At 42.6% G+C, this 18,735-nt stretch carries 12 protein-coding genes; 7 read left to right on the top strand and 5 right to left on the bottom strand.

Going from position 1 to position 18,735, the window contains the following annotated elements; all coding sequences use genetic code 11:
• Window positions 1–203: 203 nt before the first annotated feature.
• From QFZ51_RS17520 to QFZ51_RS17500, 5 genes are all read right to left on the bottom strand, one after another.
• Complete coding sequence (locus QFZ51_RS17520; protein ID WP_429047567.1) at window positions 204–3,125, bottom strand: gliding motility-associated C-terminal domain-containing protein; 2,922 nt, start codon at window positions 3,123–3,125, stop codon at window positions 204–206.
• 352 nt (window positions 3,126–3,477) lie between these two features.
• Complete coding sequence (locus QFZ51_RS17515; RefSeq protein WP_429047565.1) at window positions 3,478–3,843, bottom strand: hypothetical protein; 366 nt, start codon at window positions 3,841–3,843, stop codon at window positions 3,478–3,480.
• 5 nt (window positions 3,844–3,848) lie between these two features.
• The gene (locus QFZ51_RS17510) at window positions 3,849–8,042 is read right to left on the bottom strand and encodes a DUF6443 domain-containing protein (RefSeq protein ID WP_429047564.1); all 4,194 of its coding nucleotides are present in this window, start codon (window positions 8,040–8,042) and stop codon (window positions 3,849–3,851) included.
• 237 nt (window positions 8,043–8,279) lie between these two features.
• Window positions 8,280–12,359, bottom strand: a complete 4,080-nt coding sequence (locus QFZ51_RS17505; protein ID WP_429047561.1) for a DUF5977 domain-containing protein — start codon at window positions 12,357–12,359, stop codon at window positions 8,280–8,282.
• 44 nt (window positions 12,360–12,403) lie between these two features.
• The gene (locus tag QFZ51_RS17500; RefSeq protein ID WP_429047559.1) at window positions 12,404–13,822 is read right to left on the bottom strand and encodes a hypothetical protein; all 1,419 of its coding nucleotides are present in this window, start codon (window positions 13,820–13,822) and stop codon (window positions 12,404–12,406) included.
• A gap of 1,206 nt (window positions 13,823–15,028) precedes the next feature.
• On the opposite strand from QFZ51_RS17500, the gene QFZ51_RS17495 reads away from it, so the two are divergent.
• From QFZ51_RS17495 to QFZ51_RS17465, 7 genes are all read left to right on the top strand, one after another.
• Entirely contained in the window at window positions 15,029–15,256 is a 228-nt protein-coding gene (locus QFZ51_RS17495; protein ID WP_429047557.1) for a hypothetical protein, read from the top strand.
• On the top strand, window positions 15,253–15,540 hold the full coding sequence (locus QFZ51_RS17490; RefSeq protein WP_429047556.1) for a hypothetical protein: 288 nt from the start codon (window positions 15,253–15,255) through the stop codon (window positions 15,538–15,540). Before QFZ51_RS17495 ends, QFZ51_RS17490 begins: the two co-directional genes overlap by 4 nt.
• A 340-nt stretch (window positions 15,541–15,880) precedes the next feature.
• On the top strand, window positions 15,881–16,693 hold the full coding sequence (locus QFZ51_RS17485) for a DNA cytosine methyltransferase (RefSeq protein ID WP_429047555.1): 813 nt from the start codon (window positions 15,881–15,883) through the stop codon (window positions 16,691–16,693).
• A 10-nt stretch (window positions 16,694–16,703) separates the two neighbouring features.
• Window positions 16,704–17,294, top strand: a complete 591-nt coding sequence (locus tag QFZ51_RS17480; protein ID WP_429047553.1) for a hypothetical protein — start codon at window positions 16,704–16,706, stop codon at window positions 17,292–17,294.
• 29 nt (window positions 17,295–17,323) lie between these two features.
• A complete protein-coding gene (locus QFZ51_RS17475) occupies window positions 17,324–17,566 on the top strand; it encodes a hypothetical protein (RefSeq protein WP_429047551.1) in 243 nt (80 codons plus the stop codon).
• A 4-nt stretch (window positions 17,567–17,570) separates the two neighbouring features.
• Window positions 17,571–17,870, top strand: a complete 300-nt coding sequence (locus QFZ51_RS17470; protein WP_429047549.1) for a hypothetical protein — start codon at window positions 17,571–17,573, stop codon at window positions 17,868–17,870.
• Between the two features lie 35 nt (window positions 17,871–17,905).
• A complete protein-coding gene (locus tag QFZ51_RS17465; protein ID WP_429047547.1) occupies window positions 17,906–18,337 on the top strand; it encodes a hypothetical protein in 432 nt (143 codons plus the stop codon).
• Window positions 18,338–18,735 lie beyond the last annotated feature (398 nt).

The raw sequence follows: 18,735 nt of genomic DNA, 5'->3' as shown, positions 1-18,735 counted from the left end.
ATAAAATGTTTCTGTAGGAATAGCTGATTTGACATTTCTTATTATTAGCTGATAAAAAGTCGAATCATTCTGTATTTAAATCCTTCATACCATATAATTAGATAATTAAGAAAAAGATGATAAAATTGACAATACCTCTATTCTATTCTTATTTATTCGACCATTCGTTTAACTTTAAAAATTTGGATTCCCACGTTATCACGCTATCGTACCAATGTCACCGCGCCCGTTTGCCGGAACTGATCGGAGCTTTCAGAACTCTTGTATTCCACCAACCAGGTATAAGTGCCAATGTCTGCTTTTCTGCCATCAGGCAGCGCGCCATTCCAGCCGACGCCCGGCGTCTGGGTTGCAAAGATAAGTTGCCCCCAGCGGTTATAGACCCGCATTTGATAGCTCGCCGTTACGCAGTGAATGACTGGTCTGAAAATATCATTGGTGCCATCCCCGTTGGGCGAAAAGGCGGTGGGAATAAATATATCGCAACCGCAGTTCTTTTCCTGTAGGATTACCTCGTCCTGATTTTTACATCCCCATTCATCCTGTACTGTCACATTATATACTCCCGCTTTAGCTGCACTGTATTTGCTCTCTGTTACAAACGGGCCATGCTGCCAGCTGAATGCCACTACGTTGCTGCTATAAACCGGTTGTAATGTGAGCTGGCTGCCGCGGCAAATGGTTGTATCGTTTATGAGCGAAACGGAAGGAAGGTCCCTTACGATAATAGGAAGCAGGGAGGGAAGGTCTACCGACCCACAGAGGCCAGTTACGGTGTAGCTGATCGTGTAGGTGCCAGGATTTTTCCAGGTGACGATGGGCTTTTGATCGGTGCCGCTCATGACGGGGCTACCTGTAATACGCCAGGAAAGCGTGCCGGTGGCATCAGGTACGGCCAGCGTTAATGGCTCGCCTACGCATAACTGTTCCGGGATTTGGAGATGGCCGGGTTCAGGCAGGCCCCGGACGGTGATAGAATGGGTCACCGGTTCATCGACCACGCACTGGCCGGTGGCCCGTAGGGTCAGCGTATAGGTACCTGCTGCGCTCCAGGTGATGGCAGGGGTGGCGGTAGCGGCGCCGCTGATGTCATGATCGCCGCTGGCATTCCACTGCCATCCGGTTAGGTTATTACCGCTTGCCTGCACCTGTACGGGTTTGCCGGCACAGGCCAGGGAAGCAGCAAATGTAAAATCAGGCGGTCCTATTTTAGCTACCGTCACCTGTGTGGTGAATGCACCTATGCAGCCATCTGTGCCGGTGGCTTTCATCACGTATTCACCGGCATTGGCGGACGTAGCTGCGTTTGTGATCAACGGCGCCTGCTCCCAGTAGGGGTAACCATCCGGACCTAACCACAGCACCTCTGCCAGTACTACATTTGAGGCGGCCTGTAACTGTAAGGGGCTGCCCATGCATACTGTTATAGCCGGTGTAACCTTTACGGAGACGCCGGCGCTTACCTGAAGTGTTGCTACCACGGAAACCGCTTCTTTACGGCAGGAGGTGGTGAGATTTTCATTCATTATAATGCGGTACTGACCTGCATCTGCCGGCAGCAGTTCCTCTATAGTATAGGTATCATCATGGGCGCCGGATATGTCCTCCCAATTTCCGGAGGATGTATTCAGCTTCTGCCACTGCAGTACCGGTTGTTTTAGCTTGAGACCTGTTGTATCTACTTTAAATGTGGCGCGGGTAAGCTGGCATCCGGTATACGAAGTGGAGCCGCCATTGATACTAACGGGTTGCAGGGGTTTACAGGTGCTGAACACGATATCGTCCACCGCCAGGTCATTGCCACATCCACCGGGCGCATCATCCAGCATCACGATCTGTATCGTCGTTACACCTTCCGGCAGGGTAAACATCATACCGTATTCTTTCCATTTGGCTGCCGGGTCCGGATCTGCCGGGATGTATCTTTCTGCCAGTAGTCCGAGCGGCTTGCCAAATTCGTCTTCGATACGGAACCGGATACGGGAAGGAATAGGAGATATGTCTGCTCCGCAAAACATGGCAGCAGCTATCACCGAGCATGCACTGACCGATATTGCATACTGCAATCCTGGGCATAACCCGGTCATTTTTTTGCGATAAAACTCACCGGGCTTATAGGAGCCGTTTACTATCAGCATGCGGCCGCCCGCTTGTCCGCTATGATCGGTCATGTTTTTCCAGGTGGAATTACCTTGCGCGGTGGCTGCATTATCTACAATGGTATAGTATCCTTCAGCCAGAGGCGCCGTGCGGGAGAAAAGGTAGGCGCCACTACCCAGACCTGGTAAGGGGGGACCAAAACCTGCACCGTTTCCAAAATCTTCCCGGAAGATCAGCTGGCCGTCGGTATTACAAACGCCCCGCTTTAACCGGCAGGCCATATCATTATCATCCAGATAGCCGTTGTGATCATCATCCAGGCCATTACCGCATATCTCTATATCTTTGTCGTTGAGACCTTCCTGCTGCATGGCCGCGCCCCAGACGCTGGTGATGGGGCCTTTTACCGGTTTACTGATAACATAGGTCGTGGCATCTTGCAGATCGACTAACGCCAGATCCTGGGAGGTACTTACCACGTAGCAGATACCGTTTTCGTTAATGGCGATGCTGTAAATATCCCCTCCAACACTTATAGGTCCTACTATCCGCTCTGATAAAATGCTGGTACCGCCGGGGCCCAGCACCATTTCCACGAGAATATTGCCATTGGCGATCATATACAGCTTGCCATCTGAAAAGGCAAGATCTCCCGCTGCTATCAGGCTAGTGCCCCCGACAAAAGAAAGTGTAGCGGTTTTCATATCTATTTTATACACGGCGCCACTGTTTCCGGCAACGTAAAGGTCTCCGTTACGGTCGCTCACCATCGAGTGGCCGCCATTGAAATAAGGGTAGTTCAATGTGAGGGTAATGGGTGTAGAGGCTCCTGTTACCGGATTGACCTCGTATAGCGCCATTCCGGCAATTCCATAGATCTTTCCACCAGGAGCAATGGCCAGATCAACAAAGCCCGGTGTGGATGCAACGAATTTATAGGTAAAGTCGGCCAGATCGATATAGCCAATGTCATCACCATTGGCAACAAATATCTTATCCTGTGAGTACCCTTTGTGGATTAACATCAGCAAGAAAATAACCAGGGCAATGGAGCGAGTGGGTAAAACACGCATAGATACAAGAATACAGGTTGTAAACTTAGTGAAATATCGGGATATCTTTACCTTCTAAGCCGTAATCTTTTTATAGTATATGGGAGATTCATTTGCGCGGATTGGGATGACTTGAGGATATATTAGAATGCTTGTTCGTTCTTTTGCGCTATTCTCAATGGGTATTCTATTGGGGCTTTCAACAGTTTTAATGTAGATAACAAGATTTTCATTTTATAAAAATGAATTGTACTTGGTTACAAGATGACAAATATTAGTCATCTTGTAACCAAGTACAAAAATATCAATTAAGGTTTATCGAAGATTATTCGATCCTGTCGTTGTCGGCTATAAAATCATCAAAGGATCTTCCGAACTCCTGCTCAAGACCTTGTGCAACCAAAAAACCACCCGATGTCAGAAGCTTAAATTTACCATGACTATCAAATATAGTTGTCATACCTACTTCTGGGCCGGTAGAAATCTGAAAATCAGCATTATCAAAACTGAACTCGCCGCTTATTTGCTTACAAGCTATACCAACTAAATATATCACTTCCTCTGTTTTACTTAGTGCTAATCTGAGAGCCATTCTTCCCAAACTTGGGCTAAACATAAATATTTTGGCATGAGCACCTGAATATGTACGCAATATTGCGTTAGCTTCGTTAATCTCTGTTGTTGTTTTCATATTAACTAATGTATGAATCCTTTTCCATTCCAAAAAACAATTTTTCCATCCTGAATAAAGGTGGTTTTTTGAAGTAAAGAAGGATTTCCAATTATGTGATTAAATTCGAAATTAGTAACTCCAGGTTTGTGGAAGAAAGGATCAAAATTCGTAACGTTAAAATTAATCGCATCAGCTTTATTAGCTGCTTCAACAAATGATTCTTCAAAATGGTACCTATCCATCGCTGCTTTAGCATAATCCACCTTAGTTAGTCCTGCACGCTGCCAACCAGCACCCTCCCAGGTAATAGCCTCCGTCCCTCTATGGAAATATAGGTCTTCTTCTATACCCAAACCAATCGTTTTACCCTCAGGAATTAATGATTTTGTTGCATTTAAACTTTCAACACCTCTTGCTCCTAAAGTAAGTTCTTCCAGAAGCCCGCGGCCAACTGCAGCATCTACAGCTCCAACTCCAGTGACTGCCATAAGTGGATTCTTCTTGAAATCTGCATATAACAACTGAGGAGTGGTTATTCCATTATCCCATCGGTACTGCCAATTTTGGCCTGCCCTTTTGACTAAGTCAGTTACAAATTTAATTTCTGCAGTTGTATTTCTATTCCAGTTATTAAGTAACGTAGTCAGAATCTGTTTAGTCCAGCTTTTTTCTTCCTCCGCGCGCTTGGCATAGTTAGGAATCTCATTAAATCCATTTGTTTGAAATTTAGTTCCAACTTCAAGAATTCCCCGACCAGAAGCATAAGGTATTCTATGAGAAACAATATTAACTGCACCATAGCCCCAACCATATTGTCCATTGAAGAGTCCCCAAACCGGAGGATCATCTCCCCAGGGATCAGATATAGAAATAGGATTGTTGAAGTTGCTATTATAAGGACTAATACCAGGGTACTTGTAAGCAACAGGGTCTATCTGATTCCACCTTCCGATTTGTGGATCTAATGTGCGGAAGTACGCATCATATTGGTTTAGACCCAATTCATCCGTTTGTTCTATTCCATTATAGTTGAAATTATTCTTTACATATGGATTCTTCAGGGCTTTGGAGCTGATACCTGCCATAGTTAGACCAAACGGGTAATAGTGAGTTTCTTCCAGCAATGGCCCTGCATTATGATTAACCACTATGTTGTCAAAATAGACGTCCTGTATGCTTTCGTTAGTGGTATAGACATACAAAAAGCCAGTCTTTTTCATCACCATAAGGCTTGTGGCCAGCGTTTGGAGCTGGTCTGGGCTTCCCTGTACCTGTCTGACGCCACTGTTTTCATCCACCATGTTCATTTGCTCATCAAATAGCACGTACGCCAGGTAAGCTTTTGGGAGGGTGGCGACATTTTGAGAAGGGTCCTTGTCCCGGATAGCCTGGTAGTTGGTTGAGGTAAAGTTTGAAACAATTGGGGAACCTGACCCCGTCCCGTTACCGTGGGCGCCATCAGCAGGACCACTACCAGTTGCAAAAGCCTGTAACAAAGCAGCAAGCATATTAGCTACGGTGGTACTAGAGGTGCTGGCAGCGGCGGATTTATAAAATGCTTTGCTGCCCAGTTGAATGGTATCACCGGACATTACGCGCAAGACAAGTGAAGGGCCAATTTTCTGAGAACCGGCAGAGGCATTCAATTTGGCGACATAGTCGTTTGGATTGGTAGTGGCATCGACGGGATACCCAACTGGTTTAGCCGCTCTGCAAATATTGATATTGGCAAACAAAGCATTTTCCTTTGCAGAAAGGGCAGTTTCCATTGTCGCTGCATAAGTAGCCTTACCTGATTGTTCAGTAAGCACCATGCGGGTGTTACCAATGTGGTCGGCAATAAAGTAATCATACACATATGCGGGAGGCTGTCCAGTGGCATACAAAATACGAATACGGCCCTCATTATGGCCAAAAGATACCAGGCTATCGTTCTGGTAAACAAAACCATCGATATAATCTGTTGTTGTGATCGAACCTGTTCCAGTGACATCAGTTACCTTCTTCCGCAGCTTATTTCCGACGGCATCATAGGTATAGGCTATAAACCCTTTACCCAGTACTGTCAGGCTATCTGGTACATTCAGATAAAGATTAGGTTTGATGGTCAGTAACCGGTTCATATCTGTGGTGAGGTTACCGGCAGCATCGTATGCGTAGTCCTGGGTCTCATTGTTGTTGATCTCCTTAAAATCACCCAGCTTAGATTGTGGATCGTTTTGGCGGTCCGTTACAAAATACAGCTGATTACTATTAGGCAGATAAGCATACTTAAGACTGTCAACGACGGCTATGCTCAGTCCTTTCATCCCTTTTTGAAGCAATCCGCCAATATTACCGTTGGCATCATAACTAAGATTCTTCAGGCTAAAATCGACTTTATCAGATGTCCAGGTTGAGCTTCCCTGATTTTGTTGGGAAAAGTCGGCTGCTAAGAGACGGCCGGATTTATCATAAGAGTAACCACTTGCTCTGGCGATACCATCACCTCTACTTTTCCATTTTGTGCCGGCGATAGTGCCGTTATACTGACTGGCACTAAAGCCGTAGTCGTACGCCACCTCTTCTCCGAACCAATTCGTAGAGCTACTTGGGGTGTTGACAAATGTTTTATTGATGCCTTTCAAGCTTCCATTAATACCGTAATCGAATGTGAGTGTCTCTTTGGGAACGCTATTGACTACGCCTAATTTTTTTGTTCTTAGATTACCTATTTCATCATAGGCGTAGCTGCCTACAGTCCTCTTGGTGGCTGGGAGATCATTAAGCTGTGTGCTTACTTCAGTTATTCGTCCGCCTGCATCATAGGTGAAATTCGTCAGGATCCGTGTCTCTGGCGTCACTGTACTGTGGGGATTGGTCTGGCGGGTATAGGTACTTAGTGTCTTCCCATTAAAGTCATACAGTCTGGTAACCGTCTGTTTTCCGCCATAAATGTTATCTCCTATTACCTGAATCGGCCTTCCTTTATCATTATAATAAATGGTGGTGGTTAACCATTGAGTAGTACCTAAAATCCGGCTACGAAAGCCAGTTAACATACCCATTACCCGATGACTAATGCCAGTGATAGGATCGTCGTAAAAGTTAGCCCCCTTTTGGGGTGCTCCAAAATCAGTGGTCAAAGCCGGCTGCACACCAGGGAAAGAATAATTATCATCGTAATATTGAAAAGTAAGATCTGTGAGGCTGGCTGCAGGAATAAAAGGAAAAGTACCAGGTGTAGTACCGTTTACTGATGTCTGAAGCGCGTCTCTGCTAGTAGAAGCTGCATAGGAGGCCGTTCTTACAGATCTGTCCAAATTGTCATAATAACATATCAGCCATTGGCCTTTACTCTTTAACTCACCATCACGTACAAGTACCGGTCTGTCACGTGTATCGTAAACGGTTTCCGTAGAATCAACGCCAGGCAGTTTGGTGACGATAACCCGGCCCCTTGCATCATATCTAAAAATGGTGCATAATCCAGAAAGTACGTTAGTAATCGACCAGTTCGGTATAATCTTTTCCACTGCTAACGGAGGAATAACATACCTCAATCTACTTAGCTCATCATATACAAAATAAGTACATAACCAGCCTGTATATGCAGCTCCTGTAGCTGCTCCAACCTGTGATTTTTTGAGGATAAGTTTCCCTTCTTTGTCATAATATTCGACATGTTGAACCGCGTTTTCGTCAATTGACACTGTTTTCCCCAATTGTCCTGCATCATAGGTCTTCAATGTCCTTAGCGCGCCGGTAGTCAGGTCCCATACCCGAACAGAGTCGGAGGCGGTGTTCACAAATGGATATTGCTGGCTAGGTTTTTTTCCTCCTTCATTTGACCAACTATTCCCTGGACTAAAACTTTTAATCACCGGTGAGGAGGGTGACTCATCATATATCTGTTGGCTATAAAAAATACTTTCTCCGGCACCAGAAGGATTTAGGACAGGGTCTTGTAAAAAAGTTCGCTGACTGGTAAAAGGAGTAGTTTTAAATTTACCGTCACTCGTATTACCTGTGTTCTGGACATATGGCAAGTACATGAGGGGCTGCCTTCCATAGGAATCAAAAGTCTGTGGGCTCACCAGATCCTTTCCGGATGTGCTATTCCCCTTTAATATCGTTTGCATTGGACGGTTGATGCCGTCCGTATAAGTTGTCGTTTGCCTTATTTCCTGAACTGTTCGGGCAGTTCCGGTTACATGAACGGCATCGGTAGTGGGCATATTGGGCTCCCAGGTTCTGACATAGTTGATCACAGGGCTCTGATATGCTGCGGGAACCGGCAGCGGAGTTGCCGCAGGCGGAGTGCTTCCTGAGGGTATTACCGGAGTTTGAGCTGCAACGTCAAATGAAGTATTGCAACAAATGTATAAAAGGGGGATAATAATTCTGAGTCTTGGAAAATTCATATAATTGGAAATTAACTAAGTTTAAATTTGGATGTCAGCAGAAGGGAGTAGTTAGTCACAAGGCTCTTCCCCTGTATAGGTTTTTGGACCATAGGTACCATCAGGAAATTTGTAACGATAGCCTACTTTGCACTTGAAAGGATTTCCTGGGATTGGCTCGTTGAAATATTCCATTACTCCTGTCACACAGATACCATTGATTACTTTTTTATCTACACCCATGCAAAGACATTGTGTAGTCTGGTTGATGTAATTTTGCCCATTGACCCTCATATCTTCCTGCGCCATTGCGGCTACAGCTAAAGAATCATCCGCCGTATATTTCCCAGCAGGAACTGTGTATACTCCCGTTCCTGGTGTAAATGAAGGTCCACATCCTTGTTTGGTAAATGTCTGAGAAAGGGCAGTATTGGAATAGGCTTTTCCGCCGCATGTCTCTGCTTGCCCATAATAATTATAGCAGAGACGTTTTAAGATATTTTTGTACTGATCGCGTACGATACTCAATCTTCCCAGGTAGTCATATTCATTAAAGACAGTATTTCCGTTGACATCTGTCTGAGAGGTAAGTCCCACCAATGGATCATAAGTGCTGGTCAAAATATTTGCATCGACAGGGTATACCCTTACTTCATCAATCGCATCGCCATCACTAAGGATCATGCCATTGGTATAGGGTTTAGCATTATAAATCCATTTGTCAACCGAGTAATACCGGTAATCCACCCTGTAACTGCGGGAATTGGGCATGGTAAAAGAAACCGTATAATCACCTTCCTTACATCCTCTTCCTGCGTAGGGAGGAATCGTTCCGGCATAGTCACCTGTTTCAAAACCATCATATAGAAATTCAGAACCTACAGAGATCACGGGATCGGTAAAATAGGTGTAGGTTAAATTAAGAGCCTCGAATGAACCGGCAGGAGGAGTTCCGGTAAGCGTATAGGTTCCGGCAGGTAATGAGGTATAGAAAACATTTTTTGGGGTATAAGTTTTAATGGAATTGAACGGATCATTTATTCTGCCAGATCGTACCACATTGCATAGAGAGCCACTATAAGAAACTGCCGGGCTGCCTCCTGTAAGTGTATAACTTAACATCAATGAAGTCTCAAAAGGTGAGGGGTCCAGCTGAAGAAATACTGTGCCCGGCTGTGAAAGGGTAAATGTAGCCGTTTTAGGAGCGGTATCTGGCATCACCAATTTGGCATTAATGACAGTTCCTGCTCCAGTTTTTTCTTTATGTGCAGCATGGGCATTTGTTACTTCAGCAGTGATTTTTAGTTTTCCATTACCAAATGGATCTCCGTAGCCCCATTGAAACCCGAACTCCGTATTACCGGCAGCTGATGTGTGAATAATGTTTCCGAGATCATCATAGTTCATGACCTGCTGTTTTTTAATAAGCGCTGGTGTTCTGTTAAGCATACCAGGATTAAAAGCACCAGCGGTAGCAGCACTAACAGGAGCATCTGACTCCAGGGTTTGTATCTGCTCCACCTTGATATCAGACGCTTGGTTAAATTTGTAATCAGAGAGGCTTGAGTAGAGCAATTTCTGACCGCCTGTATTCAACTGCCATGTTTCTGAAGCTACCGGAACAGAAATACAATTAGCGTCCTTAAGGGCTTTAAGAGCTGGAAAAAGAGTACCAGTGTAGTCCTGTGCATAGTAGGTTCGAGTTTGTATCGTATCTCCAATACTATTTACCACATTGACTTTTGCAGGTAATAAATTAGTGGGGTTATAAATAAAGTTGGTCAGGGTTTGAGAAAAATTGCCAATACTATCATAGGTTTTATTTGTGATAGACAGTAAGTCAGTACGGCCATACAAAGGCTGGTAGGTTTCACTGTAAAATTGAATCTCTGAAGAATAATTGGCATATTCCCCTTCCGGACACATCAAAGTTTTTTTGGTTTTCCAGGCAATATTATTGTTTCCTGCAACTGTGGTTTGAGGGGCATAAGTGTAAATCTTCTCAGAAACTACTTTATTAGCTTTTGAAATTTCCTGCTCTTTTTTTACAAGGCCATATACCCATGGAAGGCATCTCGACTTTTGTGAATAAGGCTGACTGAGTGTGGGCACTGCAATTGGAAAATCATCCGGGGAAGTGAATTCATATACCATTTTCCCGATATTGTTGGCATTGGTTCCTTCCAGGACCTCGACCCGTTTATAAAGGTGCGGAAGTTGATTAAATTTCGAATTATGAGAACTGATGTCCTGGGTACTTGTTGCCAGTATATAATATGTACTAGGGGAAGGTGTAAAAATATCAATGACAACTGCAAGCGCAAGGTTAAAAGCAAATTGTTGGATGACCATGCTGCCCAATCCTGCAAGACCGCCTCCAACTATGGCATCCCCTAAAAATGGGACAGCTGAAAAAACTGCAGACTGTGCCGAACTGTATACGAGGTTAGCCGATTTATAGCCGTATTGAGATGGCGGAATAACCATTCGTGCAGTTGATACTTCTGTGTAAATTGGTACTTCGTATCCCCATCCGGAAGAATTGCCGTTCGCATTCACATACTTGTACTCCTTCACTATTTTTTTGGTAGTATCTACCATATCATACACAGTTGTCCTGCGCACCCTAATCCCACCCGATAAAACAGACGCGTTATTATAAAAGGCATCATTATTCTCATACTCATATAGTATTTTTCCACCGGTCGGATACTGAATAGTTTTCAAGGCACCGAGCATGCTTTTTCCATCAACATCTACTGCTCTATGAGGTAGCTGATAATTGGTAAGCAGTTTAACACTGGCACTCGCCTGATCTGCAGTTGAATAGTCCTGTTCTAATGCGTTTGCATTACAAAAACCCCAGTGATCCGGACATTGAAGATTTCTTCCGGGCATACTTTTCAGACCTACTTTATTATAATAGGAGAAAATATAGGGGGCGTCTGGTATATTGAATTTTCCGGTTTTCCTGACATCCTTCAAACAAAGTCTCGCATACTTCAAATCAGCAGGAGTAAACGAATAATTAAACGGTCTGGTAGTATCCTTAAAGAAATATTCATAACCAAACTGATATCCTGAAATGATTTCCGTATCCTTCTTTACTACAATTTGCTTCAGGGCTTTTTCCCCCGGCAGATCCGCCATATCATTATCATTATACAAAAAGATTACTTTGGTTTGATTATCAGGGAAGGATATCTCCATTAATCTTTTTCGGGTCCCTGAAAAACGAGGCATAATGCTTTGTGCTACTGTACTGGTAGTACCAGTCGCGTCGCTTGATGAAAAAACACCCTCGTATCCAATCAGATAATCTAAATGGTATGGCGAATAGGTGAGATTGATGGACTTTCCTGAAAATGGATCTTTGATCTGGGTTAAGTACCAAACGTTTTTTACTGAATAGTCACTTACCTGGTAATTAGGAACAGTAACCTTGTTTACACTGTTGTTGGCAGAAATTGTTGTTGCTCTTTTGCTGATCATCAGGTTACTAATTTCTGCTTCATAAAAGACATACTGTACACCTGTTTCATCAGTAATAATGAAGCCACCAATGGTGGTAATCACCTTTGGCTCCTCTATTACTTGGGCTTCTATTTTTTCAATCTTCAATTTTGAATTATCCATCGGAAGCACAGCCCCATTGTCTGAAATCATAAACCGGCCAGTTCTGCCGCCAAATTCAAATTCAAAAATGTCTTGCTGGAAATCCCTCAATACTTCAAAATCAGGCTGATAAACGTATTCATTGTCCGTTTTGGACACCAATGGAATAAAGCCTGCTCTTTTAGAAATAGGGTCCAGCCAACCTGGATCGGGAGTCAGTGTTCCCTCGCCATATTTAATGCCATCATAAGTACCGGAAACCTGGTCGTCGGGTTCTCCGATGGTGCGTCGCACAATAGTGCCACCGGCCATCAGATCCCAACCCAATCCTACTTTAGTGGGTATCTGGTTGACCTTAATGCCACCACCACCAGTATAATTGAGTGCAATGTTAAAATTCAGGCGGTTGCCGTCACTATAGTTGAAAAGCGGCAAAGTATAGTTTGCCCTTCCTGTTGGTAGGTCTACCTGTGCGGTAGTACTTAATGAAAAAAGCAAACTTAAAATCAGAAAAATGGGATAACATCTGTAATTCATAGTAATTACGATTTGGTATAGTTAGGTGAATAATTGACGTTTCTTTAAAAATTATATCCCAGCCTTACTTTAACTGGATCTGTTGATGGTACATGCCGGTTATACAAAAAGTCAAAAAGGACCATCATGTTTCCCTTCAACTTACTGTTGATCTTATATTTCTTACTGATACCGACCAATCCACTCTGCGTCCATTTTTGACCAGCACCTTCAGGAATACCAGAGTAAGATGGCTGGTAGTTCTGCTCATATCCTCCATTGAGGAAAAAGGTTCCTTTCAGCTTCCAGTCAATAAAAGAACGGATACCCATGCCGTGACCAGAGAAACGGATGTTGTCAAAGCCGGTACCTATGCCCAGTTTATAAGAAATTCCGATGCCGGCACTTCCGTTCTTATGAAACTTATAGGCTGCCTGTCCGGCAAGGTCGCTGGTGGTCGGGAAGAACCGGTTACTACGTTGAAACTGCATATTGCTTCCAAATTCAAGGCGCTGAAGAAAACGTTTAGTTTTCATTTCCTTTGGTTTGAAATCGGGCATTTCTCCGGCGTTATCCAGACCAGGGAATTTATTTTTTAATTCATCAAACCTGCTGCGTGCTTCATCCATTTGCTGGCTCAGCGCAGCTCCGGCACCAGGGCCACTACCAATGCGCTGCTGAATGAGTTGTTCCACCTGGCTACGGGTCTGAAGTCCCTCCAAACTTTGGGCGGAAGCAGGGGCGCCTTGTATATTGAACAGGCTGGCGATCTGGGAATGTTTCTGTATGAAGTCATTGAATGCAGGTATTTTCCTGATCACTTCCATAGCCTTTTGTTCCGCTTTCTTACGGTCTTTAAAAATCTCTTTATACTCCCTTAGCTGTCCAGCATAGTAATAGGCTTCCTTATTTAACTTTTGTAGATCTTTGGTAAATCCGGTATACTGACTCAATTGCTCTCTCAGCAATTCTCTGCGTTCACGGATATACGCCTTGATCTGTTCGGCCTGCAGGAGTTTATCCTTCAGGTTATCGACTGACTGCAATGAGCCGTTTAATTTACCGGTCATTCCCTTTGACTGCTGAAGCAAACCTTTAGAACCTTTCAAAAAAGAAAGTGTATTGTCCAGGCTATCCAGATAGGCATCGCCGAATTGGCTTAGGCCGCCGGAATATTTGCCTAATTTGTCACTAAGACGGGATTTTAATTTACTTAGGGAATCTATGGAATGGGAAAAGAGGTTATCGGCTTTCAAGGAATCAATGCTTGCGAGTTTTCTTTTCATCCGGTTTTCTTCTTTTAACAATCGTGCTAAAGTCTTTTTTGACTTCAGGCTGATCAGATGTTCTAACCTGTCCGACTTTCGCGTGACCTCAGCAAAGAATGTCCCCTGTATGTGAGCGGAATCCCAGATGCCGCCCCACTGAGAAAATCCATAGACAGGGCATGTAAGCAATACAAACAAGATGAAAAATGTCTTCATACAATATTTTGAATGGTACAGAGTTAATTTGAATTTGTTTGCTGCCTTTAGTTACGGTGCTTATCCTTTAGGTATATACAGCATTGCGAATACTTTTCCAATTCAGGCAGCTCATACGTTACACGTTTATGCGCAGCATTAAGCCTGCCTGCAAGAAAATTCTACAGTCATGAAAACCAAATAATCTACCCCTATTGCGAAGTCATAGTCTAAACCTGCAATAGTTCACATTGAACATTTATCGGTATCTAGTTTCTGCCGGGGTAAAGAAGAATGATACAGTCATGGTGGGTAAACATAAATCAGTTAAACAAAAAATGCTTCTTTTGAACCCTTATCTTACTTAGTAAGACAATTCATAGATATTACAATATAGGCGACAAATTTTTCACAGATATAGAGAATCTATCAATATCACTTCACATAGAGGGACCTATAATTGCAACAAACAATCACATATAGGATGTAAATTATAATACAATTCCATAAATTTTACTATCCTTTGAAGAATGCGTAGTTCTACGGCTATTTATGCGTAGATATACGTATCCGTAAATATGCCAAACCATCAAATGATGAATGCACTACGAAAATAGGAGATGGCCACGCACTGGATTTGCGTAATGGTAATCAAATCTAATCTGAAGAATTGTTGGAAAATTTTGGCCATGAAAAAAAAGAGCACAATTTACTTACTCTCAAAGCAAAAAATCTCACTTAATACAGTTACTTAGGGATGTCAGATTTGGGGCATTTATCCATTCTGCCGTTGGCAGAAGTAATGACAAATATTCTCTCTTAAAGAATAATCATATTGTGTAATATAGTTGTAGTAATAACAATCATCTCCGTCAAAACTATTCCGCGCCCGCTCAACTGATTTTTTTTATACAACTACCAGCTCTGGTGTAAGAAATCGCATGGTTGTTACACCATCTTTGATCGTATAAAAAGTCTAATCTATGGTCAATCCTAAAACATATTTCACTCCACCTGACTTAACCAGCGTAACAGTATATTTCATTATACTCGGCCTTCGTCCAATGCATGCAGAAGCCTTTTATTTATATTATACCTCCCGCAGCTGGATGTTGGGAAACAAAATTCCAATAAAAAACTGGAAAGTATTGGCATATAATTGGGTTGCCTCTTTTCGTAAAGCAAAACCATTGAGTAAAAAATCTATTCACTGCTAATACTTTCCTTATGCAATTGAATAAATATATGTCACTAGCAGCTGAACTAAATGAGCTGGGCATAGATAAGAAGATATTTGCTCTCGTGGAAGAAAACGATAAACTGGAGGAAACCTACGTTTTGGCTCATGTTATTAAAAAGTTCCCTAACTCTACACGAGGAAAGAGCGATACATTAGCTGTTGATCTGAATTTCTATCGCTCTGATATAAAAATGCTTTTTCTCTTCAAAGTATGACGGTGTACTTTTTCCGGTATGTGAGTGGAGTAAATGGGCAAGTAATAGATTTATCTGAAAATTTTTCTAAACAGCTTTCCAAACTTCCTACCCTGGATCAGGCGCATGACAGGTTCTGTAAACTTCTTGCTGGTCAACCATTGAATGATGAGTTTATCCCTTCTCCCAAAGGATTTGTGGAAAAAATGGAAAAAAGCAATCAACGATTATTCGAAAAAAGGCTAAAACGATTGACAGGGGCCCCGGAGAAAGTTACGGCCAAGACGACACAGCAACATAAATGACTTGTTCTCGCCCAAATGGCTTCAAAAACTCATTGATGCAGCCAATGTGGGAGTAAAATGTGCAAAAAGGTGCAGCATGAAAAAGGACTATTGATAAATCTTTCTGGTAAAGTTCCACCGCAAAAATCTTTCGACAATTGACAAACAAAGAACATCTTTTTCGCCTTTCAAAATGGAAGAAGACGGAAGCTTTATGTCGGCAGCTTCAATTGTTCAATGCGACAATTGACCTGAGGATACAGGCTGTTCCAATTCCCGCGAAGAGTTTTAAAGTGCAGGTCCGGCAATATTAGAAAGTTCGCCGGCTGGTGATTTGTGAGAATGAAAACGTGCGTAAAAAATGAGGCATGGTAGCTTGTTTAGTGGAGTCGGAGGATTTGACCTAGCCGCAAAATGGATGAGATGGACGAATGTTTTCCAGGTTGAAATAGATCCCTTCTGTCGAAAAGTACTGGCGAAGCATTTCCCTGAGAGTATCCGGCATGAAGATGTGACACAATTTAATACAAAGGATTATGACGGGACAATTGACGTTATTTCCGCAGGCTTTCCATGCCAGCCGTTCAGTGTTGCCGGCCAGAGAAAAGGCAGTGCTGATCACCGTTACCTCTGGCCTCACCTGCTCCGAATTATTGAACAGATCCGACCTACTTGGGTTGTTGGTGAAAATGTTGCTGGCATCACCTGCTTGGTACACGCCACTGAGTCTGTTAGAATGGCGGCCCAAAATGCTTTATGGATGGAAGATCAAGTCCTTTATACCCGACAACGGTATATTATTGACAGCATCTGCCAGGATTTTGAACAAGTGGGATATTCCGTCATCCCGGTTATTATTCCAGCTTGTGCCATCGGTGCCTGGCACCGTAGAGACAGAATTTGGTTTTTGGCCTACTCCAATGGCGGGCGATGTGAGAGGAACCAGCACCTGGTGGGCCACAAAGAAACCGAGCTACCTCCGGAATTACTTACACGGTTCCCGATTGGTCATCTATCCCAGATCGAAGGATTACTCTTATCCGAACCCGGACTTGTACGGATTTTTGATGGGATACCCCTCTCGTTGGTTAGACGACAAATAAAAGCTTATGGCAATGCCATTGTACCGCAAATTGCTTTTGAGATTCTCAAATCTATTAACTTGATAAGTTAAATGTTCTGTTATGAAAGTTGAATTGAAAAATGTAAAGATGCATGTACCGCAGTATGATGCTTCTATGGGATTTACGGCTGACCTCTACATCAATGGAGAAAAGGTAGGCACTGCGCATAACGATGGTATTGGTGGCCCCTCCGATTATCATGGAGATACAAAAGAGGAATCGAAATTGATAAGGGAGGCAGAAAGTTATTTTAGCAGTCTGCCTAAAGAGAATATAGCCGACCCTGGTCGGGAAGCAGTTTACATAAATCAAACATTGGAATATCACATCACGAAATTGTCTTTTGACCATTATAACCAAACTCTCTTGGCAAAGCACATGACTAAGGGTATCCTCTACGGTAATAATGATTACTACCAAATCTTCGATACAGGTAAAGCCATAAGTATTTTGCTAAAAGACCAGAAAGGAGAAGAGTTTTTAGCAAGCATAATCAGGTCGGACATACTTCCCATCCACAAGGAAGGGAATAGAATCCTCAATACTAATCTTCCTGCTTCTCTGGTAGATCTAATAAATAAGGCACAAAAGAAGAAACGTAATGCACAACGGAAACGTCAAGACAAATCACAAAAAGGAAACCATCTGTAAATTATGCCTAACATAAAAAGCTCTTCATTATGTATTTACGCTATCAATTACAGCCGCATTTCACTCAGGAGAAATTTAACATTGAGCACCCTGTGGCCAATGCACAAGAGGGAGAAGCGTATATGAAAATGCTACTTACGAAACAGGATAAGGGGAAAACCTATGGCCAGTTCGCCTTACTGGATATGGCAAAGAATGTTCTCAAAATCTATCCTTTGCGTAGAAAAAGACAGCAAATTAAGCAGAATCAAAATTATAGACAAAAGCTTTAAAAAGATGGCAACAGTTAAAAAAGATGCAATTGTTTTTACAAATGGCAGGGAGATTAACGTACCTGGTGGCATAGTTTCAATAACAAGAAGCCTGGAGCTCACCGATTATTATTCAAGGAATGTATTATACCATGACCCTACACATAAAGACGGGCCGGTTGTTAACATCTATGGCTTAAATAAGGATGAAGCAATTGAAATAGCGGACCTAATGATTCAGCTATGGATTGAGTTGAAAGATAATATCCGTCAATTTAATATCTCAAAAGCGGAAATTTTTAGAGCAAGAAAAGGTAGCAGATAGTTTGGGCATATTTATCAGTAGCTAATATATAGAATATGACCTTATTCAATCATTTAATCCAGGAGCATATTTTATTACTACAACTAAAAGGGTATGACGAAAGAACATTGGACAGTCCTGAAGTGGAAGGAACATTATTTAAGCACCTTGAAATTGAGATAACGAAAGCCATTAATTCTACAATTGAAAATTATAACTCAACAACTTTTATACTTAAAGCAACAGGTCGTTTTAGTAATTTTCCCGACCCGATAGACATTCATCTTACATATAAATATGAACCTGACAAAATTGCGATTTCAATTGAACAAATTCAACTGAGATCGAATTATACTAAAGCCGAAATACGCCTTTCAAATAGCTATGCCCTCCCCCATTCATATGAAATAGTTCGTGCATTGAAGATAGAAATTGCTTTAAAAAGACGGAGAATAAATGTTAGAAAGAGTAATGGGAATAGAATCTAGTCATAAATCTTAACTAAAATAGTTGTCTGGAAAATGGAGTTTTTAGAAATTCCGGCAGCCTTTGACGCAGCCAGCAAGTTGTATGGTTGTTACACAACCACTTGAAAAGCTGCCTCCAAAGTCGTCGCTTTTAACAAAAAATCGCTCGGAACTCACGATTATCTGTATTCAAATCTGGAAATAATTATAAAGAAATCGGCAGGTTAATAGCCTGCCGATCCTAAAAAATCCAATATAATTTACGATTCAATCAACTGAACAAGACTATTTTGGAACCACACTTTTACCTCAGCAGCTACTTTTTTCATCATCGTTTTCTCGGCATTACTTAACGCGGCTGCACCTGTGGAATCTCCATTCCGATCATTCATTAGCCTCATTTTCCGGTAGAATGTTGG

Source organism: Chitinophaga sp. W3I9, from assembly GCF_050434025.1.
Taxonomy (GTDB): domain Bacteria; phylum Bacteroidota; class Bacteroidia; order Chitinophagales; family Chitinophagaceae; genus Chitinophaga.
This window is presented reverse-complemented; position numbering and strand designations above follow the sequence as displayed.

Coding starts and splice junctions, on each gene's coding strand:
- QFZ51_RS17490 (WP_429047556.1), top strand. CDS start 15,253: ATGACGGTGTACTTTTTCCGGTATGTGAGTGGAGTAAATGGGCAAGTA.
- QFZ51_RS17475 (WP_429047551.1), top strand. CDS start 17,324: ATGTATTTACGCTATCAATTACAGCCGCATTTCACTCAGGAGAAATTT.
- QFZ51_RS17515 (WP_429047565.1), bottom strand. CDS start 3,843: ATGAAAACAACAACAGAGATTAACGAAGCTAACGCAATATTGCGTACA.
- QFZ51_RS17510 (WP_429047564.1), bottom strand. CDS start 8,042: ATGCCCACTACCGATGCCGTTCATGTAACCGGAACTGCCCGAACAGTT.
- QFZ51_RS17500 (WP_429047559.1), bottom strand. CDS start 13,822: ATGAAGACATTTTTCATCTTGTTTGTATTGCTTACATGCCCTGTCTAT.
- QFZ51_RS17470 (WP_429047549.1), top strand. CDS start 17,571: ATGGCAACAGTTAAAAAAGATGCAATTGTTTTTACAAATGGCAGGGAG.
- QFZ51_RS17480 (WP_429047553.1), top strand. CDS start 16,704: ATGAAAGTTGAATTGAAAAATGTAAAGATGCATGTACCGCAGTATGAT.
- QFZ51_RS17465 (WP_429047547.1), top strand. CDS start 17,906: ATGACCTTATTCAATCATTTAATCCAGGAGCATATTTTATTACTACAA.
- QFZ51_RS17505 (WP_429047561.1), bottom strand. CDS start 12,359: ATGAATTACAGATGTTATCCCATTTTTCTGATTTTAAGTTTGCTTTTT.
- QFZ51_RS17520 (WP_429047567.1), bottom strand. CDS start 3,125: ATGTTAATCCACAAAGGGTACTCACAGGATAAGATATTTGTTGCCAAT.
- QFZ51_RS17485 (WP_429047555.1), top strand. CDS start 15,881: ATGAGGCATGGTAGCTTGTTTAGTGGAGTCGGAGGATTTGACCTAGCC.
- QFZ51_RS17495 (WP_429047557.1), top strand. CDS start 15,029: ATGCAATTGAATAAATATATGTCACTAGCAGCTGAACTAAATGAGCTG.